Source organism: Streptomyces sp. NPDC012835, assembly GCF_042900885.1.
Taxonomy (GTDB): domain Bacteria; phylum Actinomycetota; class Actinomycetes; order Streptomycetales; family Streptomycetaceae; genus Streptomyces.
Window position 1 is genome coordinate 417,602 of record NZ_JBIBBW010000002.1, and the last position, 19,398, is coordinate 436,999.

Annotated in this window: 19 protein-coding genes and 1 pseudogene; 10 read left to right on the top strand and 10 right to left on the bottom strand. The window is 72.6% G+C overall.

Annotation, left to right across the window (positions count from 1 at the left end):
* Window positions 1–66: 66 nt before the first annotated feature.
* Window positions 67–534 carry an RDD family protein gene (locus tag ACFY6S_RS09340; RefSeq protein WP_388820869.1) on the bottom strand — a complete coding sequence of 156 codons (468 nt, stop codon included), beginning with the start codon at window positions 532–534 and terminating at the stop codon, window positions 67–69.
* A gap of 273 nt (window positions 535–807) precedes the next feature.
* Here ACFY6S_RS09340 and glnA point away from each other — a divergent pair, with 273 nt between their 5' ends.
* The gene (glnA, locus tag ACFY6S_RS09345; protein ID WP_388820872.1) at window positions 808–2,217 is read left to right on the top strand and encodes a type I glutamate--ammonia ligase; all 1,410 of its coding nucleotides are present in this window, start codon (window positions 808–810) and stop codon (window positions 2,215–2,217) included.
* Between the two features lie 383 nt (window positions 2,218–2,600).
* A complete protein-coding gene (locus tag ACFY6S_RS09350; protein WP_388820875.1) occupies window positions 2,601–3,758 on the top strand; it encodes a bile acid:sodium symporter family protein in 1,158 nt (385 codons plus the stop codon).
* Here ACFY6S_RS09350 and ACFY6S_RS09355 read toward each other — a convergent pair.
* Complete coding sequence (locus ACFY6S_RS09355; protein WP_388820878.1) at window positions 3,668–4,630, bottom strand: nitroreductase/quinone reductase family protein; 963 nt, start codon at window positions 4,628–4,630, stop codon at window positions 3,668–3,670. The genes ACFY6S_RS09350 and ACFY6S_RS09355 overlap by 91 nt on opposite strands.
* Window positions 4,631–5,249: 619 nt before the next feature.
* Between ACFY6S_RS09355 and ACFY6S_RS09360 the strand changes: the two are divergent.
* Window positions 5,250–5,735, top strand: a pseudogene (locus ACFY6S_RS09360) (inorganic diphosphatase); the annotation flags it as partial.
* A gap of 120 nt (window positions 5,736–5,855) precedes the next feature.
* Window positions 5,856–7,148, top strand: a complete 1,293-nt coding sequence (eno, locus tag ACFY6S_RS09365) for a phosphopyruvate hydratase (protein ID WP_388820881.1) — start codon at window positions 5,856–5,858, stop codon at window positions 7,146–7,148.
* A 74-nt stretch (window positions 7,149–7,222) separates the two neighbouring features.
* On the opposite strand, the gene crcB is transcribed toward eno, so the two are convergent.
* From crcB to ACFY6S_RS09380, 3 genes are read right to left on the bottom strand one after another with little or no spacing between them, the layout of a single operon-like run.
* Window positions 7,223–7,597: a fluoride efflux transporter CrcB gene (gene crcB, locus ACFY6S_RS09370; protein WP_388820884.1), complete on the bottom strand. Its 375-nt coding sequence runs from the start codon at window positions 7,595–7,597 to the stop codon at window positions 7,223–7,225.
* On the bottom strand, window positions 7,594–7,941 hold the full coding sequence (locus ACFY6S_RS09375; RefSeq protein ID WP_388820887.1) for a DUF190 domain-containing protein: 348 nt from the start codon (window positions 7,939–7,941) through the stop codon (window positions 7,594–7,596). Before ACFY6S_RS09375 ends, crcB begins: the two co-directional genes overlap by 4 nt.
* Entirely contained in the window at window positions 7,938–8,420 is a 483-nt protein-coding gene (locus ACFY6S_RS09380; protein WP_388821582.1) for a fluoride efflux transporter FluC, read from the bottom strand. The genes ACFY6S_RS09375 and ACFY6S_RS09380 overlap by 4 nt, the downstream gene beginning before the upstream one ends.
* 219 nt (window positions 8,421–8,639) lie before the next feature.
* Here ACFY6S_RS09380 and ACFY6S_RS09385 point away from each other — a divergent pair, with 219 nt between their 5' ends.
* Together ACFY6S_RS09385 and ACFY6S_RS09390 are read left to right on the top strand one after the other, a co-directional pair.
* The gene (locus ACFY6S_RS09385) at window positions 8,640–8,792 is read left to right on the top strand and encodes a hypothetical protein (RefSeq protein WP_388820890.1); all 153 of its coding nucleotides are present in this window, start codon (window positions 8,640–8,642) and stop codon (window positions 8,790–8,792) included.
* Entirely contained in the window at window positions 8,789–9,325 is a 537-nt protein-coding gene (locus tag ACFY6S_RS09390; RefSeq protein WP_388820893.1) for a GNAT family N-acetyltransferase, read from the top strand. Before ACFY6S_RS09385 ends, ACFY6S_RS09390 begins: the two co-directional genes overlap by 4 nt.
* A gap of 195 nt (window positions 9,326–9,520) precedes the next feature.
* Here the strand turns inward: ACFY6S_RS09390 and ACFY6S_RS09395 are convergent, their stop codons facing one another.
* From ACFY6S_RS09395 to ACFY6S_RS09405, 3 genes are all read right to left on the bottom strand, one after another.
* Window positions 9,521–9,847, bottom strand: a complete 327-nt coding sequence (locus ACFY6S_RS09395; RefSeq protein ID WP_388820896.1) for a hypothetical protein — start codon at window positions 9,845–9,847, stop codon at window positions 9,521–9,523.
* Between the two features lie 166 nt (window positions 9,848–10,013).
* A complete protein-coding gene (locus ACFY6S_RS09400; protein ID WP_388820899.1) occupies window positions 10,014–10,952 on the bottom strand; it encodes a Gfo/Idh/MocA family protein in 939 nt (312 codons plus the stop codon).
* Between the two features lie 336 nt (window positions 10,953–11,288).
* Window positions 11,289–11,894, bottom strand: coding sequence for a dihydrofolate reductase family protein (locus ACFY6S_RS09405; RefSeq protein WP_388820902.1), 606 nt, complete (start codon window positions 11,892–11,894; stop codon window positions 11,289–11,291).
* Between the two features lie 599 nt (window positions 11,895–12,493).
* Between ACFY6S_RS09405 and glnII the strand changes: the two genes are divergently transcribed.
* Window positions 12,494–13,513, top strand: a complete 1,020-nt coding sequence (glnII, locus tag ACFY6S_RS09410; RefSeq protein WP_388820905.1) for a glutamine synthetase — start codon at window positions 12,494–12,496, stop codon at window positions 13,511–13,513.
* Window positions 13,514–13,996: 483 nt separating this feature from the next.
* Window positions 13,997–14,605 carry a winged helix-turn-helix domain-containing protein gene (locus ACFY6S_RS09415; RefSeq protein ID WP_388820908.1) on the top strand — a complete coding sequence of 203 codons (609 nt, stop codon included), beginning with the start codon at window positions 13,997–13,999 and terminating at the stop codon, window positions 14,603–14,605.
* 186 nt (window positions 14,606–14,791) lie between these two features.
* Here the strand turns inward: ACFY6S_RS09415 and ACFY6S_RS09420 are convergent, their stop codons facing one another.
* Together ACFY6S_RS09420 and ACFY6S_RS09425 are read right to left on the bottom strand one after the other, a co-directional pair.
* Window positions 14,792–16,384: a PepSY-associated TM helix domain-containing protein gene (locus ACFY6S_RS09420; protein WP_388820911.1), complete on the bottom strand. Its 1,593-nt coding sequence runs from the start codon at window positions 16,382–16,384 to the stop codon at window positions 14,792–14,794.
* Window positions 16,385–16,493: 109 nt separating this feature from the next.
* On the bottom strand, window positions 16,494–17,195 hold the full coding sequence (locus ACFY6S_RS09425) for a hypothetical protein (RefSeq protein WP_388820914.1): 702 nt from the start codon (window positions 17,193–17,195) through the stop codon (window positions 16,494–16,496).
* A gap of 193 nt (window positions 17,196–17,388) precedes the next feature.
* On the opposite strand from ACFY6S_RS09425, the gene ACFY6S_RS09430 reads away from it, so the two are divergent.
* Entirely contained in the window at window positions 17,389–18,738 is a 1,350-nt protein-coding gene (locus tag ACFY6S_RS09430; protein ID WP_388820917.1) for a sensor domain-containing protein, read from the top strand.
* Window positions 18,723–19,373, top strand: a complete 651-nt coding sequence (locus ACFY6S_RS09435; RefSeq protein WP_388820920.1) for a LuxR C-terminal-related transcriptional regulator — start codon at window positions 18,723–18,725, stop codon at window positions 19,371–19,373. The genes ACFY6S_RS09430 and ACFY6S_RS09435 overlap by 16 nt, the downstream gene beginning before the upstream one ends.
* The last annotated feature ends 25 nt before the right edge of the window (window positions 19,374–19,398 follow it).

A 19,398-nucleotide genomic window follows, 5' to 3' on the forward strand; every position in this document is an offset into this window, starting at 1 on the left:
CTACGTCCACGTCCCGGGTTCCGTGTGCGGCGTCCCACGTCCCGCAACGGGTCGGCCCGGGTCGGATCAGATCCGCACCTGTACGGCGCGGGCGAGCCGGTCGTGCAGCCCGCGCCCGTCGCGGTCCCAGACCAGCGCCGGGATGGCCAGGCAGAGCAGTACGGTACGGACGAGGACGCGGCCGGGTCCGATCCGCCCCCCGTTCTCCGCGATGACCCGGAGGCCGAAGAGGCGCTTTCCGGGCGTGAAGCCGACCGTCCCGACGGTGAGCAGGCTGAGGACGAGCAGGACGCCGAGCGCCCAGTTCCCCGACGCCTGCCAGTCACCGCCGGAGAGCAGCCCGTATGCGATCAGCATGCAGAGCGCCCAGTCCACGAACAGGGCGCCGAAGCGCCGGCCGAGGGGGGCGACGGAGCCGGGCCCGTGCTCCGGCAGACCGAGCCGTTCACCCCGGTAGCCGAAGTCGACGCCCATCTGTTCGGCCGCCGCGCGCGGTCCGGAGAGCCACGATCCGATTGCTTGCCTGTTATCCACCCGACCACGGTACTGCGGGGGTGTCCGGGCACGGGGAACGGGGGCGGAACGGGCGGAACAGGCTCGGCGGCAGGCATGGCCACGGGGTACGGGGGTAGCGGTGCGGAGCCGTCGTACGCCCGGCGCACGCCCTGGCTGGTTAACTTCGGTGAAACAAATGGGTCATGCTGGAGAAATCCCGGAAACCTATGGTCGGGTCCAGCGTGTGCCACCGCACTGGCCGCACGACCGATAACCCCCGCCCCTCCCCGGGACGGGAGGAGGAGGAGCTGGATGTTCCAGAACGCCGACGAGGCCAAGAAGTTCATCGCGGACGAGGACGTGAAATTCGTCGACGTCCGGTTCTGCGACCTGCCTGGCGTGATGCAGCACTTCACGATCCCGGCGAAGGCGTTCGACCCGAGCGAGGAGCTGGCCTTCGACGGCTCGTCGATCCGTGGTTTCCAGGCGATCCACGAGTCGGACATGGCGCTGCGCGCGGACCTGTCGACGGCCCGGGTGGACCCCTTCCGCCGCGACAAGACCGTGAACATCAACTTCTTCATCCACGACCCGATCACGGGCGAGCAGTACAGCCGCGACCCGCGCAACATCGCCAAGAAGGCGGAGGCGTACCTCGCCTCCACCGGCATCGCGGACACCGCGTACTTCGGCCCGGAGGCCGAGTTCTACGTCTTCGACAGCGTGCGTTTCAACACCACCGCCAACGAGGGCTTTTACCACATCGACTCCGAGGCCGGCGCCTGGAACACCGGCGCGGTCGAGGACAACCGCGGCTACAAGGTCCGCTACAAGGGCGGCTACTTCCCCGCCCCGCCGGTCGACCACTTCGCCGACCTGCGCGCCGAGATCTCCCTGGAGCTGGAGGCGTCGGGCCTCCAGGTCGAGCGGCAGCACCACGAGGTGGGCACCGCCGGCCAGGCCGAGATCAACTACAAGTTCAACACGCTGCTCGCCGCGGCCGACGACCTGATGCTCTTCAAGTACATCGTGAAGAACGTCGCCTGGCGCAACGGCAAGACCGCGACCTTCATGCCCAAGCCGATCTTCGGTGACAACGGCTCCGGCATGCACGTCCACCAGTCCCTGTGGCAGGGCGGCACCCCCCTCTTCTACGACGAGCAGGGCTACGCGGGCCTCTCGGACACCGCCCGCTACTACATCGGCGGCATCCTCAAGCACGCCCCGTCGCTGCTGGCCTTCACCAACCCGACGGTCAACTCGTACCACCGCCTGGTCCCCGGCTTCGAGGCCCCGGTCAACATGGTCTACTCGCAGCGCAACCGCTCGGCCGCGATGCGCATCCCGATCACGGGCTCCAACCCGAAGGCCAAGCGCGTCGAGTTCCGCGCGCCGGACCCGTCCTCCAACCCGTACCTGGCCTTCTCCGCGCTCCTGCTCGCGGGCCTCGACGGCATCAAGAACAAGATCGAGCCGGCCGAGCCGATCGACAAGGACCTCTACGAGCTGGCCCCCGAGGAGCACGCGGGCGTCCCCCAGGTCCCGACCTCCCTCCCCGCCGTCCTGGACGCGCTGGAGGCGGACAACGAGTACCTCCAGGCGGGCGGCGTCTTCACGGCGGACCTGATCGAGACCTGGATCGACTACAAGCGCACCAAGGAAATCGCCCCCATCCAGCTGCGCCCGCACCCGCACGAGTTCGAGCTGTACTTCGACATCTAAGCCGGAGGGCCCGAGCCGGAGAGCCGCTGAATCGCTGGAGCGGCTCCCCGGCGCAGCGGGGCACTCTCCCGGTAGTGCGCGACGCAGGGCCGTCGGCCGCCGCCTTCGAGGCGTGGTCGGCGGCCCTGTCGGTCTTCGGGGGGCGGAAGCAGGGGAACGGACCGACGGCGCGCTCCGGTGGCTCCGCGCTCCGGTGGCTCCACGCTCCGGTGGCTCCACGCTCCGGGGCAGTGCCTCTCCGGAATCGCCGACGAGACGTCGCGGCTCTCCTCAAGGGGCCGGCCGGGCCGGACCGTATGCCCCGGGCGACGGGTTTGCGGGGCTCCGTGGTCATATGCCGAGACGGTGTTGCGGAGCGCGCTCGTGAGGCGTTGCATCGCGCCGTGGGATCTGACAACGAATGCGAACGCGAAGACGGACACGAGTCCCCCGCCGGACGTGATGCCGCCGATCGGGCGGCTCGGCTGGCTGTGACGGTGTTTCCCGTGCTGGTGCTGGTGGCAGGGGCGCTCGGGATGGTGATGCCGGGGGCGTTCGCGGAGTGGAAGACGTCCGTGCCGTACCTGCTGGGCGTCGTCATGTTCTGTATGGGGCTGACCATGACGCCGAAGGACTTCCAGGGGGTCGCCAGGCGCCCCTGGGCGGTGGGGCTCGGGCTGGTGGCGCACTATGTGATCATGCCCGGCCTGGGCTGGCTGATCGCCAACGCGCTCGGGCTGCCGCCGCAGTTGGCGGCGGGGGTGATTCTGGTCGGGTGTGCGCCGAGTGGCACCTCGTCCAATGTGGTGACCTATCTGGCGCGGGGCGATGTGGCGCTGTCCGTGTCGGTGGCCACGGTGTCGACGGTGCTCGCGCCCCTCGTCACACCGCCGCTGACACTGCTGCTGGCGGGTGAGTTCCTGCCGGTCGACGCGGGGGCCATGGTCTCCGACATCCTGAAGACGGTGCTGCTCCCGGTCCTGGCGGGGCTGGCGGTTCGGCTGCTGGCGGGGCGGTATGTGGACCGGGTGCTGGGGGCGCTGCCGTGGCTGTCGGCGGTGACGATCGCGGTGATCGTCGCGGTGGTGGTGGCGGGGAGCGCGGCGGCGATCAAGTCGGCGGCGCTGCTGGTGTTCGTCGCGGTGGTGCTGCACAACGGTCTCGGGCTGGCGCTCGGCTACGGCGCGGGGAAGCTGGCGCGGCTCGGGCCGCCCGCGAGCCGCGCCATGGCGTTCGAGGTCGGTATGCAGAACTCGGGGCTCGCCGCGTCGCTGGCCACCGCGCACTTCAGCCCGCTGGCCGCGCTGCCCGCCGCGGTGTTCTCGGTGTGGCACAACGTGTCGGGCGCGCTGGTCGCCGCGTGGATGGCGTACCGGGCCCGGAGGACCGACCCGGCCGGCCGGTCCTCCTCCTCCTCTTCCTCCTCCTTTTCCTCCTCCGACGCCGCCCCCGCTGGGAGTCGGCTGTCACCTCACGGTGCCGACGGTGTCCCGGGCGCCGCGGGTGCTGTCGGTGGGAACGGGACCTCCGCCAGTGCGGGAAGCAGCGACTCCTCCTCGTAGTCCAGGTGCGCCTCCAACTCCCTTGTGATCCGGCCCAGTTCCTCACGGAAACGATCAGGGGCAGCGGTGCCGACGTCGGCCAGCAGGGCGATCAGCTCGTCCTTCATCCGTCCGATCGTGCGGTGTTCCTCCCCGAGCCGGTCGAGTGTGTCGCGCAGCCGGGGGTGGTGGTGCGCGAGCGCCGGGAAGATGTACGCGTCCTCGCCGGTGTGGTGGAACGTCAGGGCGTCGCAGAAGGCCAGGCAGTGCTGCCGGATCCGCATTCCGATCCCCGGCGCGGGCGGTTCGCCGGGCCCCTGGTGGGCCGCCCGCACGGCGAGGTGGGCCTCGGCCTCGGAGCGTACGTACCGCAGCTGCGCGCGCAGCCAGGTGTGCGTCTCCAGCAGCTTGTCCGCGAGGGTGGTGATCTCGCGCGGGGCCGCCGTGCGGTCTCCGGGCTCCCCTGGTGTGCCGGATTCCTCGTGTCGCGGGCGCTCCAGCACCACGACCGGCAGCACCCTGGACGTCGCGGCCTGGTAGTCGCCGTATCCGGGCGCGACGCGGACGACCCGCCGCATCAGGCGGTCGCGCCGCGCGCCCTCGGCGGGGACGGCGACGGCCTCGTACCGTTCGGTGCCGATCTCCACCGTGACCACGGGGTGGGCCAGCAGGTTGTGGTACCAGGCGGGGTGGTGGTGCGCGCCTCCCGCCGACGCGACGAGCAGCAGCCGCTCGCCGTCGCGGACGTAGCCGAGCGGCACGGTGTGCCGGGCGCCCGACCGCGCTCCGGTGGTGGTCAGCAGGAGGAGGTCGCCGCCCTCGAAGGGGCCGCCCACCTTTCCGCCGTGGGCGCGGAACTCTTCGATGACGGCGTGGTTGAAGGACCTGGGCATGTGGTGTGGGCTCTCCGGAAGAAGTGGGTACGGCTGTCCTCGGTGACGGCGCCGGAACACTGCCCGGCGCGTCGTGGCACGACGAGGCGCGGCGCGGCGCGGCGCAGCACGGCACGGCACGGTGCGATGCGATGCGATGCGGTGCGTCGAGGACGGGGATGACCTGCGGGGACGGCGCTCGGGGCGCGGCGCTGGAGGCGCGTGGTGCGCCCGGTGGCGCGGATCAGTCGCGAGGCGCGGAGTGTGAACTCATGGCGTGGTCCCTCGGTGAAGGTGTTCGCCCGATCACCGGCCGGCCCACTGCTCTTTGGCCGGTGTCACGCGACACGCGCACCATTACAGCCGCCCCGCCGCTCGCGTGTCAACGCACGTCAACGCGCATCGTCCGGCGGCGGATACCCGGGCGCGGGCGCGAGGCTCGGGCGCTGGGCGCGGGACCCGGGCGCGGGACCCGGGCGCGGGCGCGGGGCTCGGGCGCGGGGCTCGGGCGCGGGGCTCGGGCGCCGGGCGCGGGCGCCGGGCGCGGGGGCGCGCGCCGGGCCGTGCCTGTGCGCCCGAATGCCCCGTGAGCTGCGGGCCGGCCCGATGCGTGGTCGGATTCCCGGTGGAGGCGATTGTCATGGCATCCGATCCGACCGCGTTCGACGTCACCGTGGAGATCCCGCAGGGGTCGCGCAACAAGTACGAGATGGACCACACCGCCGGGCGCATCCGGCTCGACCGGACACTGTTCACCGCCACCCGCTATCCCGCCGACTACGGCTACATCGAGGGCACCCTGGGTCGGGACGGTGAACCGCTGGACGCGCTGGTGCTGGTGGGCGACCGGACCTTTCCCGGTTGTGTGATCCGCTGCCGCGCCCTCGGCATGTTCATGATGCGTGACGAGCAGGGTCCGGACGAGAAGGTCCTGTGCGTACCCTCCGACGACCCCCGGCAGGCCGCGCTCCAGGAGATCACCGATGTCTCGGACTTCGATCTGCTGGAGATCACCCACTTCTTCCAGGTCTACAAGGAACTGGAGCCCGGCAAATCGGTCGAGGGGTCCCACTGGGAGGGGCGCGAACAGGCGTACGCGGAGATCGCGGCGTCCCGGACGCGCGCCGTGGCGCACCCCGGCGCCGTGCGCTCCGCCGGCGCCCCCGCTCCCGCTCACCCCGCCCCCGTCCGCCCCGGCACCGGCCTCGGTACCAGCCCCCACACCGGCACCGGCGGCTGACGCCCCGTGCTCCGTATCGCGCGCCTCCGCGCCGTCGAGATCCTCGACTCCCGCGCCAGGCCCACTCTCGTCGTCACCCTGGAGACCGACAGCGGGCTGCGGGTGCGGGCCGGGGTCCCCGCCGGGGCGTCCACCGGTTCCCGGGAGGCCGTCGAGCTGCGCGACGGGGACGAGGAACGGTACGGCGGACAGGGTGTGCGGCGGGCGGTCGCCCACGTCAACGGCGAGATCGCCCAGGCGCTCACCGGCCAGCGTTTCGCGTCGCTCGAAGAGGTGGACGCCACACTCATCGACCTCGACGGCACCCCGGACAAGTCCCGGCTGGGCGCCAACGCGATCATCGGCGTCTCGCTCGCCGCCGCCCGTACGGAGGCGGCGCAGTACGACCGCGAGTTGTGGCAGCACATCGCCGCCCTGGCGGGCGCGCCGGCGCTGCTGCCGGTGCCGCACTTCAACGTCGTCAGCGGCGGTGTGCACGCCGCCAACAACCTGGACTTCCAGGAGTTCATGATCGCCCCGCTCGGTGCCGCCGGACTGCCGGAGGCCGTACGCGCCGGGGCCGAGGTGTACGCCCGGCTGAAGGCCCGGCTCGCCGCCGGGGGGCACACCGTCGGGCTGGGCGACGAGGGCGGTTTCGCGCCCGCCCTCGACCGGCCGGAGGATGTACTGCGGGAGCTGGTCGCCGCCATCTCGGACGCCGGATACACCCCCGGCCGCGACGGCGTGGCCATCGCGCTGGACCCGGCGGCGAGCGAACTCCGTACGGAGGACGGCCGTTACCGGGTCGCGGGCGAGGAGCTGACCTCCGACCAGCTCATCGACCGGTACGAGGAGATCGTGGACCGTTTTCCCGTCTGGTCCATCGAGGACGGTCTCGGCGAGGACGACTGGGCCGGCTGGGAGCGGCTGACCGCGCGGCTGGGCGACCGGGTCCAGCTCATGGGCGACGACCTGTTCGTCACCCATCCGGCGGTCATCGCCGAGGCGATCGGCCGGAACGTCGGGAACTCCGCGCTGATCAAGGTGAACCAGATCGGCACCGTCACCGAGACGATGGCCGCCATCGGCGTCTGCCGGGGCGCCGGTTACACCCAGATGGTCTCCCACCGCTCCGGTGAGACCACGGACACCTTCATCGCCGACCTGGCCGTCGGCGCGGGCTGCGGGCAGCTCAAGTCGGGGGCCCCGGCGCGCGGGGAGCGGGTCGCCAAGTACAACCGGCTGCTGGAGATCGCCGACGCCCGGCCCGAGCTGCCCTTCGGCCTCACCGCCCCCGCCGGGGACGCCCCGGGCGCCTGACCGGGCCGGGCCCGGCCGGCCTGCCGGCCTGCCTGCCGGGGTACCGAGCGGGTACGGGGGGGGCGCTGCGAGCCCTACGGCCACACCGCCCCCGCCACCGCCACCCCCGCGTAGACCGCCCCGAGGCCGGCCACCACACTCGCCGCCACATTGGCCAGCGCGTAGAACCCGGCGCCGTCCTCCGCCAGCCGCAGCGTCTCGTAGCTGAACGTCGAGTACGTCGTCAGCGCCCCGCACAGCCCCGTACCGAGCAGCAGTTGCGCACCGGACGACGCGGCCCCCGCCGTGACCGCGCCCGTGACCAGGCCGAGGATCAGACAGCCCGCCACATTGACCACGAGCGTCCCCCACGGGAAGACCGAGTCGTGCCGGCGCTGCACGGACCGGTCGGTGAGGTAGCGCAGCGGGGCGCCGACGGTCGCGCCGAGGACCACCAGCAGCCAGTTCACCGCGCCTCCTGCCGGCCCGCGTAACGGTGTACCTCGCAGTCGTCCAGGATGACCAGCCCCTCGGTGACCAGCTCGTCCAGTTGTGGCAGGAACGCCCGCACCTTCTCCTCGGTGTCCACGATCACCACGGCCACCGGCAGGTCCTCGCTCAGCGACAGCAGCCGCTGGGTGTGGATCAGCGAGGACGCCCCGTACCCCTCGATCCCCCGGAACACACTGGCTCCCGCGAGGCCCGCCGCGTGCGCGCGGTGCACGATCTCGGTGTAGACGGGCCGGTGGTGCCACAGGTCGGCCTCCCCCACGAAGATCGTCGCGCGCAGCGCCCTGCCCGTCAGCCCGGTCATGTCCGCCTCCACGTCAGTACACGGCGTGTCAGCCACACCGCGGTCCACACCGCGCCGAACGCGGCGATCAGGGTCAGTCCCAGGTAGGCCGGCCCCGTGCGGGTCCGGCCGTCGGCCACCAGCCGCTGGATGTCCACGGCGTAGGTGGAGAAGGTGGTGAACCCGCCCAGGACGCCGGTGCCGAAGAACGGCCGTACCAGCGGGTGCGCCTGCCACAGGTCGGTGATCACCACCATGAACACACCGATCACCGCGCATCCGGCCGCGTTCACGATCAGCGTCGTCCAGGGAAAGGCGGCCGGCGCGGTGGGCCATATGAGGGACGATCCGTAACGCGCCGAGGCGCCGATCGCGCCGCCCAGCGCCACGACGGCGACCGGACGCCACTGGTCGCGCACCCGCTCGCGCAGCGGCCGGTGTCGGGGGTGTCGCGGTCGGTGGTGTCGCGGTTGGTGGTGTCGCGGTCGGTGGTGTCCCATGGGCATACGTCTCTCCTACTCGCAGGCGCGCCGGATTCCGGGCACGCTTCCTCGCAAGTAGGGACCGTTGGCGGCGGTGGCACCGCGGTTCGGGTACGGCGGGCCCCACCGCCGTACGGCCGCCCGAGCGGGCTGCCGTGGACACAGGTTAGCCCCGCGCGCCGGGCCGTCGCGAACCGTGGGGCGCCGGTTGTCGGTGGGCGCTGGCACCATGCCCCCATGAGGACCTACCAGGGGCTTCCGCCCCTTGAGCGGTGCAGCGCGGGCGGGACGGGCTCCCCCGCCGCGCGGGGGCGGGAGCACGCCGGCGTGCGGATCGCGGGGGCGCGGGGGCCGGGGAGCGAGCGGCGGGCGCGGGACGGCTCGTCGTGACGGCGATCCTGACGGCGGCCATCGGCACCGAGCGGCTGACGCTGCTGCCCCTGCGGGTCGAGCACGCGGAGGAGATGGCCGCCGTACTGGCGGATCCGGCGCTGCACCGCTACATCGGCGGGGCGCCTTCGACGGTGGAGGAGTTGCGCGGGCGGTACGCGCGGATGGTCGCCGGCTCGCCGCTTCCGGTCATCTCCTGGTGCAACTGGGTGATCGGCGTCGAGGACGGGGCGGGGCGGGGGCGCTCTCTGGTCGGTTACGTCCAGGCGACGGTGACCCCGAGCCGTGACGGCGCCGGTCTTGTCGCGGAGATCGCCTGGGTGGTGGGCACCGCGTGGCAGGGGCGCGGCATCGCGCAGGAGGCGGCGCGGGGGCTGGTGCGGTGGCTGGAGGAGCGGGGCGTGGGGACTCTGATCGCCCATGTCCATCCGGACCACGCGGCCTCGGCCGCCGTCGCCGCTTCGGTCGGTCTCGCGCCCACCGACGAGTGGCAGAACGGTGAAGTGCGCTGGCGGCGGCGTGTCGTGTCCTGAACCGTGCGCCGCGTCCTGGAAACCCGCGCGCCGGTCCGGCGCCGTACACGCGGCCGTCCGGTACGCGCGGCCGTCCGGTACGCGCGGCCGTCCGGTACGCGCGGCAGGGGGGTACGTGGAGGCGTCAACCGCCGTTGCCCCCGGCCCTGTTCGGGGCCGGGGGAACGGCGGTCGGCCGACGCCCCGGAGGGCCGGTCAGCCGATCAGGGTGCGCACCATGCGGCAGGTGGTGTTGGACGGCGGGTGGATTCCGATACGGGCGGCCGTGCTCCGTATCCTCCGATTGCTCGCCTTCTCCGGCGCGTACACGCCCGAATCCAGCAGGGCGATGGCGAGGCGCATCGCCTTCAGACGCCGGTTGTGCGTCTCGTACCACTCGCGGGGCCGGCCCGCGGGCAGCGGCTTGCGCCGGAGAGCCGGAGGTGTCCTGCGGGACGCCGCGGCCGACGTCCTCGGCGATGACTCGGACGCGGTCCTGGACGAGGTTCTGGCGGATTTCGTGGTGATGGTGGCAACAGCCATCGGCGACCTCCCGGCACGGTGGTTGGACCCTCACGAACTACCTCCATTTTACCGCCCCCCACTGACAATCGCCCCTGGCCAGAGGCCATTTGACGAACCGGTTCGGGCCCAGGGACAAGGAGGGGAGCCGCGCCCCGTCCAAGGGCGCGGCGTTCGAGCCGGTCCGCTATCCGGCCGCCCCTCCCGCCGTCGCCCCGGCAGCCGCCCCCGCCGTCAGCTGCGCCTCGGCCGCCGCCAGGATCTCCGTCAGCCGCAGCCCGAAGCGCACGTCGCAGGCGTGCGGCTGTCCCGTGCGCACCGCCTCCAGCAGCGCGTCCACGGCGGCGGCGAACGAGTCGACGTGGTCGCCCCAGTCCTGCGGCAACGCGGCCGTGCCGTGCTCACCGCGCACTTCGAGGCCGGTGCCCGCGCTCGCCTGCGGCGCGCTCAGGCTCAGCGCCACCGAGCTGGCCGCGCCCGACACATGCCGCAGCACGAGGTGGGTGAGGTCGGGTTCGCTGCGTACGGCCGTGACCTCGGCCACCTCGCCGAGCAGCGGGATCAGCGCCGAGAGCGCGTGCGGTCCGACGTCCCACAGGCCGCCTTTCTCCCGGCGCCACGGCGACGCGGCGAACGGGCTGTCGCTCCCCGGTGAGTAGAGGCCGCCGAGCCAGTACGCGTGGGCCGTGAACCAGCCGCCCTTCGCGGCCTGCTCCGCCACCCACCGCGCGGTGGGTGGCGCGAACCGCACGGTGCAGAACACCACGGACGCCACCCCGGCCCGCGCCGCCGCGTCCGCCACCGTCCGGGCGCCGGTCACGGTCGTCGCGACCGGCTTGTCCATGATCAGGTGACATCCGGCGGCGGCGGCGCGGGCGGCCAGCGGCGCCTGGACGTCGGGCGGCAGCGCGAACGCGATGGCGTCGCTCTCGGCGAACAGCACATCGAGCCCGGCCTCGCCCGAGTGGGCGGCGGCGTCGTGCGCGGCGGCGAGCGCGGCGGCGGCCTCGGGCCGCCGCCCCCACACACCGCTGAACTCGATGCCGGAATGGGCGGCGAGAGCGGGCGCGTGCACGCGCTCCGCCCAGGGGCCGGTGCCGAGAAGTCCGATACGGGGCTTGTTCATACGGGTCAGTGTGCCGGGTCCCCGCCCCCGCGTGGGAGAGGGCGTCGGCCCGCCGGCGGCCGTCCGGCTGTGACTGAGCGCTTCGGTCGGCCCCATCGGCCATGTAGAACGCTCAGCTCGCGAGGCTCTGCCCAGGGCAGCGTCCGGCGGCGCATCCGTACCCGAAAGGTGGATCTTCGCGCAGACTGCGGCCCGGGAGGGCGTACCCGGGCTGACCCGCGACGGGTCGGGGCCAGGTGGCCGGGCGTCCTGACGTTGACCGGCCGCTACGAGGTCGTGCTCCGCACCCCCCGGTCCGCCGGCCTGACGGGTGCGGAGCGGCGGACCGGGGCGACGTCACGCAGGGACGACGAGCGGCGGGTGTTCGAGCACGCGGGGCTTGTACTCGACCAGTTGGATGCGGCCGTCGAAGGTGCGGTGCTCGATCATGTCGAGGGCAACGTCCGGATAGCCGTCGTAGATGCGTTCTTCGCCCGTGGCCCCGGTGATCACCGGGAACATCACGACCCGGAAGCGGTCGACGAGTCCGGCTCGTAGCAGGGACCGGCACAGGCTGAGGCTGCCGATTGTGCTGAGGAGCCCCGAGCCACTCGACTTCATGGCGCGGACCGCCTCGGCGGCGTCGTCGCGGACGAGCGTGGAGTTGGCCCACGTCAGTGGCTCCTCGAGTGAGGAGGAGAACACCACCTTGGACGCCTGCGTGAGCTCGTCGACGGACTCCTCTTCCTCGGGCCTGAACTCGTCTTGGCCCTTCGGGACCTCGCCTGCGGCGAAACCCGACATAAGGCGGTAGGTGTTCGCTCCCATCAGATGGGTGGCCTCGGGCTGCTCGCCGAGCCATGCGAGGTACTCCGGGCCCTCCAGGCCCCAGAACCCGGGCCACCCCTCTCCCGACGCGTAGCCGTCGAGGGAGGTGATGAAGTCGACGAGAAGCTCCGACATGGCAGTGTCCTTTCCTGGGATGTCACGAGCTTGGACTGGCCGGGAGCCACAAACTCATCGGCCGCGCCGTGGAGTATCGAGAAACCCATGACGCTGCGGCCGATCAGACCGGCGGAGCGCCACCCGCGAACGGCCCGGGCCAACCGTCGCGCTCAGCCGGGCCGAGTACAACGCTCAGGGGCCAACCGAAACGCTCCGTCACACCGGCCCGGCGGGCTGGGTGGTGGTGCCGCGTACGCCCGTCCCGACCGGGGGTGACGGATCGGCCGCGTCGGGCCGGGTCCCGTATACGACGCGGGAGGGTTCCGATGCACACCGGGCGTGCCGAAGGCGGCCGGGGCGGCGGGGCGGCCCGGACCGCCGCCCGTGACGAGCCGCTGTACGACCCGATGTGCGCGGGCGGCGGTTTCGGGGCCGCCGCGCGTTCCCGGGCCCTTGCCGAACTCCCCCGCCGCGGCCGGGCTTTCCCAACAGGGGCAAAACACCATGAAGCGAAGTAAAACTGGGTAACACTCGGTTCACAGCGGGGCAATCACCGGGAAACGCCGTGTTGCGAGGCTGCCCGTAAGACCTGCTGGACCCGCAAAGGATGAGGCCCCGTGACGTTCAAGGCTGAGTACATCTGGATCGACGGCACCGAGCCGACCGCGAAGCTGCGCTCGAAGACGAAGATCCTGACCGACGGTGCGGAGCCGCCCGTCTGGGGCTTCGACGGGTCGAGCACCAACCAGGCCGAGGGCCACGCCTCCGACCGGGTGCTGAAGCCGGTCTTCTCCTGCCCCGACCCGATCCGCGGCGGTGCCGACGTCCTCGTCCTGTGCGAGGTCCTCAACATCGACATGACGCCGCACGAGTCCAACACCCGTGCCGCGCTGACCGAGGTCGCGGAGAGGTTCGCGGGCCAGGAGCCGATCTTCGGGATCGAGCAGGAGTACACGTTCTTCAAGGGCTCGCGCCCGCTGGGCTTCCCCGAGGGCGGCTTCCCCGCCGCGCAGGGCGGCTACTACTGCGGTGTCGGCGCGGACGAGATCTTCGGCCGTGACGTGGTCGAGGCGCATCTCGACAACTGTCTGAAGGCGGGGCTCGGCATCTCCGGCATCAACGCCGAGGTCATGCCGGGCCAGTGGGAGTTCCAGGTCGGCCCGCTGGCGCCGCTGGTGGTCGCGGACCAGCTGTGGATCGCCCGCTGGCTGCTCTACCGCACCGCCGAGGACTTCGGTGTCTCCGCGACGCTCGACCCGAAGCCGGTGAAGGGCGACTGGAACGGCGCGGGCGCGCACACCAACTTCTCCACGAAGGCGATGCGCGAGGGGTACGAGGCGATCATCACCGCCTGCGAGTCGCTGGGCGAGGGCTCGAAGCCGCTCGACCACGTCAAGCACTACGGCGCGGGCATCGACGACCGGCTGACCGGGCTGCACGAGACGGCCCCGTGGAACGAGTACAGCTACGGCGTCTCGAACCGGGGCGCTTCGGTGCGCATCCCGTGGCAGGTCGAGCAGGACGGCAAGGGGTACATCGAGGACCGCCGTCCGAACGCCAACGTGGACCCGTATCTGGTGACGCGGCTGATCGTGGACACCTGCTGCTCGGCGCTGGAGAAGGCCGGACAGGTCTGACCCGCAGCACCACCGCGCACGCACGACCACCGAGCACCGAGCACCGACCACCGACCACCGACCACCGAGCACACCACCACGCACCACCACCGCAGCACCACGCGCGACCGGTCACGGCAGCGGGGGCGACCGCCACGACGGCGGTCGCCCCCGCTGCCGTTGTGGCGCTCGTACGCGTACGAGCAGGTGGCGGGGCGTGCGTATCGACAGATGAATGGAGCGTGCCGCGTGACGGCGATGTCTGCTTCAATGGGGTCATGGCCAGCTTCCAGCACCCCGTGACAGGTCGCACCGACCTGGAGCCGTTCTGGCCGTCCCGGCAGCACCACGACTTCGACCGGGTGTGTTGCCGCGCGAGGAACGCGCCGGCCCTCTAAAGCCCCTCTTCCGGGCCTTCGGCCGCGCGCGCTGACGTACGTACCTCCCCTGTGCCGTCCGTCCTGTCGTTCCGACGACTCCTCCGCGCGAAAGAGCTGACCCCTCATGGCGAACTCCGTTCTGTCCTCGCTCCCCTCCGCCGCCACCTCCGCCCCGGCCGCCGGCTCCACGACCGCCCCGGGCCGTCACCGCCTCCGGGCCGTCGACCGTGACGAGACGGCCCCGGCCCCGCAGGCCGCTCCCGCCGGCTTCGCCCCGGGCCGGATCGTGGACTTCCTGCCGCCGGACGCGACCTGGCTGCCCGCACCCCAGCACACCCTCCCGTCGCTGCCGGGTCAGCCGCCGATGGTCGGCTATCTCGTGCTCGTACCGGCCGAACGGCACGCGGCGGCGCTGGCCGCGTCGGCCCCCCGGTCGCCGGCGGAGGGCGGCACCGGACCCGTACTGATCGACAGCGTCCAGCGGATCGCCGTGGTGGACGGGGAGCAGCTGGACCTCACGTATCTCGAATTCGAGCTGCTCGCCCATCTGGTGGCGCACCCGAACCGGGTGCACACCCGCGACCAGTTGGTGACCACGGTGTGGGGCTACGGACATGTGGGCGACGGCCGGACCGTCGATGTCCATGTGGCCCGGCTGCGCCGCAAGTTGGGCGCCGAGCACCGCCGCACGATCCAGACCGTACGGCGGGTCGGGTACAAGTACACGCCCTGACCCGGCCGGTGAGTCGCCGGTACGGGGAGCCCTGCCCGGTGACGGAACCGGGCAGGGCTCCCCGCCGCGTGCACAGGACTCGGCGGGGCTCCCCGCTCCGCGCGCCGGACTCGGCGGGGCTCCCCGCTCCGCGTGCCGGACTCGGCGGGGCTCCCCGCCGCGTGCGCGGGGGCCCCGCCGGGTCCGTCAGCGGGTCGCCGTCGCCGTGTGCCGCGTGCGGGCCCACAGGCCGAGGGCCGCGTCCAGGGCCAGGAACACCAGCAGGCTGATCCCGAGCATCGGCAGGAACCAGCCGACCACCGCCGTCACCGCAGCGAGCGGCAGCAGCCAGGTCAGCGGCACCTTGCGCCAGGTGCCGCGCGGAATCGGCCGGCCCACGCCGAACCGTCGTTCCCTGGTGGGACGGCGCAGCCACCACATCCGGTAGCCCCAGACGATGAGCACGATCAGCGCGAGGGCCAGCGCCGCGAGCGCGAGCTGATTGGCGACGCCGAGGAACAGGCCCATGTGGGCGTCGATGCCGATGCGGGTCAGCTTGGCCAGTACCGGGTAGTCGGCGAAGCGCAGTTCGTCGATGACCGCGCCGTTGGCCGGGTCGACGGCGACCGAGTCGAGGCGGACGGGGAACTGTTTGTCCGTCTGCGCGATGACATAGCCCTGCCCCTCGGTCGGCAGGGTCACCTGGACCGGCCCGTCGAGACCGGCCTGCCGGGCGGCGACGACGGCGAGGTCGACGCCGACGTCCATGCTCTCCATCCCCTCCATCCCCGGCATGTCTTCCATACCCTCCATGCCCTCGTGCCCCTCGTGCCCCTCGTGACCGCCGCCGCCCGCGCCGGCCGTGGCGCCGTCGAGGGTCGCCGACACGACGGGCGTCGAGCTGCCGAGCTGGTCCTTGATCTCGGTGATGTTCGCGCCCGCGTACTTCGACCAGGTCAGCCCGGTGGCGGAGAGCAGGACCAGCCCCGTCACGGCCCACAGCCCGAGCGAGCCGTGCAGGGAGAGCGTCCGGCGCCGGCCGGTGGTGCCCCGCTCGGGGACGAGCAGCGCCCGCTTCGAGGCGCGCTTGCGGCCGATCCAGAGCAGCAGCCCGCCGAGGGCCACCACCCAGAGCCAGCTGGCGGCGAGTTCGCTGTAGTAGAGGCCCGGGTCCCCCAGCTGGAGGTGGCGGTGGAACTCGGAGAGCCAGGCTCGCACCGGCAGGGCGCCCGAGCTGCCGTAGCTGTCCAGCGCGCCCCGCACCTCCGAGGTGTACGGGTCGACGAAGACGGCGAGCGAGTGGGACGGCTCGGCGTCGGGGGTGGCCATCAGGACCTGGGTCGTCGCGCCCTCCTCGGACGGGAGGCGTACGGAGGTGACGGTGCCTTCCGGGTGCGCGGCGCGGGCGGCGGCGATCTGGTCGGTGAGCGGCTGGGTGCGGTCGCCGACCGGGGCCCGCAGTTCGTGGCGGTAGAGGATCTTCTCCGCCTGGTAGGAGAGGGAGTAGAGGAATCCGCTGGTGGCGGCGACGAGCAGCAGCGGGGCGATCAGCAGGCCCGCGTAGAAGTGCAGCCGCAGGACGAGGGGGCGCAGGGCGTTCCAGCCGGAAGTCGCCGCCGGGACCGGGGCCGGGGAGGCGGGGGCACCGGCCGGTGCGTCCTTCGTGTCTGCGGGAGCGGTCTCGGGAACGGGCTCGCGAGCGGGGGCGGTCTCGCGAGCGGGGGCGGTCTCGCGAGCGGGCGGGGTCGCCGGTGGACTTCCGTCCGTACGGGGCCCCTGTACGGGGTCGTCAATGGCCATGACTGTCCTAGGTGTTGGCAAGCGGCATGGGGAAGGAGCCCCGGCCGCCCGCCGGTCCTCAGACAGTGACGGTCCTCGGACAGTGACGGTCCTCAGACGGTGACGGTCCTCAGACGGTGACGACGGCGGCGGCTCCCGGGGCTGTGGCGCGAGGGAAGAGCCGGCCGGGCGGGCCGCGCCGCGACAGGGTGTGCGCGAGGACGACTTCGCGGAAGCGGTGGGCCGCCGGGGCGCCGGGCGCGGGCCGTCCCGGCGCGGGCGGGGCAGGCGGGGCGCACGCGGCGAGCAGCAGGCGCAGGGGCGCGAAGGCCAGCGCTCCGACGGCGTGCGCGAGCCGGAAGAGTGCCGCCTCACCCTTCGCCAGCCAGAGGGCGCAGACGGCGGCGGCGAGCAGGTGCGCGAGGAGCATGGGGACGGAACCGCCGAGTACGGCGTCCAGGGCTGATCCGGTACCGGTCCTGGTTCCGGAGGTGGTCCTCGCACCGCCGTCCGGCATCGTCATGCCGCTGTGCGCGGCCGGTGTCCCGGTCAGCCCGTACGGCAGCGCCCCGGCGAGGATCAGGTGCGACAGCCCCTGGACGGTGAGCAGCCCGGCGCCGATCGAGGCGACGCCCCGGCGCCGTCCTCCCGCGAGCCACGCCACCGCGCCGGTCACCGCGAAGGCGGTCCACAGCGCTCCGGCCGGTATCCCGTGCGCGGGGGCGCCGTCCGCCTCCGAGGCGAGCACATGGCCGACCGCGGCGAGGGTCACGCAGACCGCGGCGAAGGCGGCGGCGCGCAGGGCGCGGGCGGGTGACCGGGGGTCTGTCATGGTCCGCACATGTTGCCATCCCGTCGCCGCGCGCGGCAGACCCACGACACACCGGGGTGCTGAGTGCACCGGTGCCGGGGGGAGAACCCGCTCCCGCGCGGGGGCCGTTGGCGTCAGACTGAACCGGTGCCCGGAGGTCGGGCTGTCGGAGTCCGAGGGGCCGTCCGGCCGGGCGGGAAAAGAAGAGAGCGGCATGAGTGGGAACGCCACGACCAGGAACACGACCGGGAACGGGACCGGAAAGGGCACCGGAAACGGCACCCGGAACGGGACCATCAGCCGGGAACGGGTGCGCGCGTCGCTGCTGGCGGGCGTACGGGGGCTGGCCCTGGCCGTCGTCGCTCCGGCGGGCGGGATCGCGTTCCTCGTGACCTCGGTGCTCTCGATCGCCTTCATCGTGCTCGGGGTCGGGCTGTTCACCACCCCGATGGTCCTGGCGGCGCTCAGGAGGTACGCGAATCAGCGCCGGCTGCTCGCCGCCGCCTGGTCCGGCGTACGCGTTCCCGTGCCGTACCGGCCGTTCCCCGAGGGCGCGGGCGGCGGCGCTCCCGGCCCGGTGCGGCGGTGCCTCCTGATGCTGCGGGACCCGGCGACCTGGCGTGATCTCCAGTGGCTGGTGGTGGACACGACAGCGGGGTTCTTTCTCGCGCTGCTGGCCGCCGCGCTGATCCTCTACCCGCTGGAGGGGTTCGCGCTGGCCGCCGGGGTCTGGCGGGCCTTCGCGGACGACACGTACTGGTACGCCTTCGTGCCGGTCACCGGTCCGGGCACCGGCCTCGCCGCCGGGGCTCTCGCGCTGGTGCTGCTCGCGGCCGGGCTGCGCTTCTCCGCCGACGTGCTGCGGCTGCACTTCCTGCTGACGAAGGCGATGCTGGCGCCCACGAGCGAACGGGAGATGGCGCTGCGGATCGAGCGGCTCACCGAGTCGCGGCACGACGCGGTGGACAGCTCGGCCGCCGAGCTGCGCCGTATCGAACGTGATCTGCACGACGGGGCGCAGGCCCGGATCGTGGCGATGGGGATGGACTTGGGGACCATCGAGTCGCTCATCGAGAAGAATCCGGCCAAGGCGAAGGAACTGATCGGCAAGGCCCGGCAGTCCTCCGCCGAGGCGCTGACGGAGCTGCGCGATTTGGTGCGGGGCATCCATCCGCCGGTACTCGCCGAACGGGGGCTCGCGGACGCGGTACGGGAGCTGGCGCTGCGGCTGCCGCTGCCGCTGGAGGCCGAGGTGAGCGCGGAACTGCCGGGGCGCGCCGAGCCCCCGGTGGAGTCCGCCGCGTATTTCGCGGTGAGCGAGACACTGACCAACGCGGTCAAGCACGCGGGCGCCGACCGGATCTGGGTCGACCTCTCGTACTCCGGCGGGATGCTGCGCGTCTCGGTGACCGACAACGGCGCGGGCGGCGCGGTGATCGGGGGTGGCTCGGGGCTGTCGGGGGTGGAGCGCCGACTCGGTACATTCGACGGTGTCCTGGCCGTCAGCAGCCCCGCCGGCGGCCCCACCATGGTCACCATGGAGATTCCTTGCGAGTTGTCCTAGCCGAAGATCTCTTCCTGCTGCGTGACGGTCTGGTCCGGATGCTGGAGGCCCATGACTTCGAGATCCTCGCCGCGGTGGAGAGCGGGCCCGAACTGGCCCGGGCACTGGCCGAGTTGAGACCGGACGTCGCTGTGGTCGACGTCCGGCTCCCGCCGTCGCACACCGACGAGGGGCTCCAGTGCGCGCTGGCGGCGCGCCGGGCCCGTCCGGGGCTGCCGGTCCTGGTCCTCTCGCAGCACGTGGAGCAGTTGTACGCGCGTGAGCTGCTGGCGGACGGCAACGGCGGCGTCGGCTATCTGCTGAAGGACCGGGTCTTCGACGCGGAGCAGTTCGTCGACGCGGTGCGCAGGGTCGCGGCGGGCGGCACGGCGATGGACCCGCAGGTGATCTCGCGGCTGCTCTCCCGGCGCGCCCAGGACAAGCCGCTCGGCGGTCTGACCCCGCGCGAGCGCGAGGTGATGGAGCTGGTGGCGCAGGGCCGTTCGAACGCGGCGATCGCGTCCCAACTCGTCGTCACCGAAAGGGCGGTGGCGAAACACACGTCGAACATCTTCGGGAAGCTCGGCCTTCCGGTGTCGGACGACGACAACCGGCGGGTGCTGGCGGTCCTCGCCTACCTGGAGCACGGCCGGTGACCGGTCCGATGACGGGGACGGCGAC

Excerpts from the sequence above, each read along its gene's own strand:
- ACFY6S_RS09380 (WP_388821582.1), bottom strand. The coding sequence starts at position 8,420 with ATGGGACACCACCGACCGCGACACCACCAACCGCGACACCACCGACCG.
- ACFY6S_RS09430 (WP_388820917.1), top strand. The coding sequence starts at position 17,389 with ATGAGTGGGAACGCCACGACCAGGAACACGACCGGGAACGGGACCGGA.
- ACFY6S_RS09395 (WP_388820896.1), bottom strand. The coding sequence starts at position 9,847 with ATGGCTGTTGCCACCATCACCACGAAATCCGCCAGAACCTCGTCCAGG.
- ACFY6S_RS09375 (WP_388820887.1), bottom strand. The coding sequence starts at position 7,941 with ATGACCGGGCTGACGGGCAGGGCGCTGCGCGCGACGATCTTCGTGGGG.
- ACFY6S_RS09420 (WP_388820911.1), bottom strand. The coding sequence starts at position 16,384 with ATGGCCATTGACGACCCCGTACAGGGGCCCCGTACGGACGGAAGTCCA.
- ACFY6S_RS09415 (WP_388820908.1), top strand. The coding sequence starts at position 13,997 with ATGGCGAACTCCGTTCTGTCCTCGCTCCCCTCCGCCGCCACCTCCGCC.
- ACFY6S_RS09425 (WP_388820914.1), bottom strand. The coding sequence starts at position 17,195 with ATGACAGACCCCCGGTCACCCGCCCGCGCCCTGCGCGCCGCCGCCTTC.
- glnA (WP_388820872.1), top strand. The coding sequence starts at position 808 with ATGTTCCAGAACGCCGACGAGGCCAAGAAGTTCATCGCGGACGAGGAC.
- ACFY6S_RS09385 (WP_388820890.1), top strand. The coding sequence starts at position 8,640 with ATGAGGACCTACCAGGGGCTTCCGCCCCTTGAGCGGTGCAGCGCGGGC.
- ACFY6S_RS09405 (WP_388820902.1), bottom strand. The coding sequence starts at position 11,894 with ATGTCGGAGCTTCTCGTCGACTTCATCACCTCCCTCGACGGCTACGCG.
- ACFY6S_RS09400 (WP_388820899.1), bottom strand. The coding sequence starts at position 10,952 with ATGAACAAGCCCCGTATCGGACTTCTCGGCACCGGCCCCTGGGCGGAG.
- ACFY6S_RS09355 (WP_388820878.1), bottom strand. The coding sequence starts at position 4,630 with ATGCCCAGGTCCTTCAACCACGCCGTCATCGAAGAGTTCCGCGCCCAC.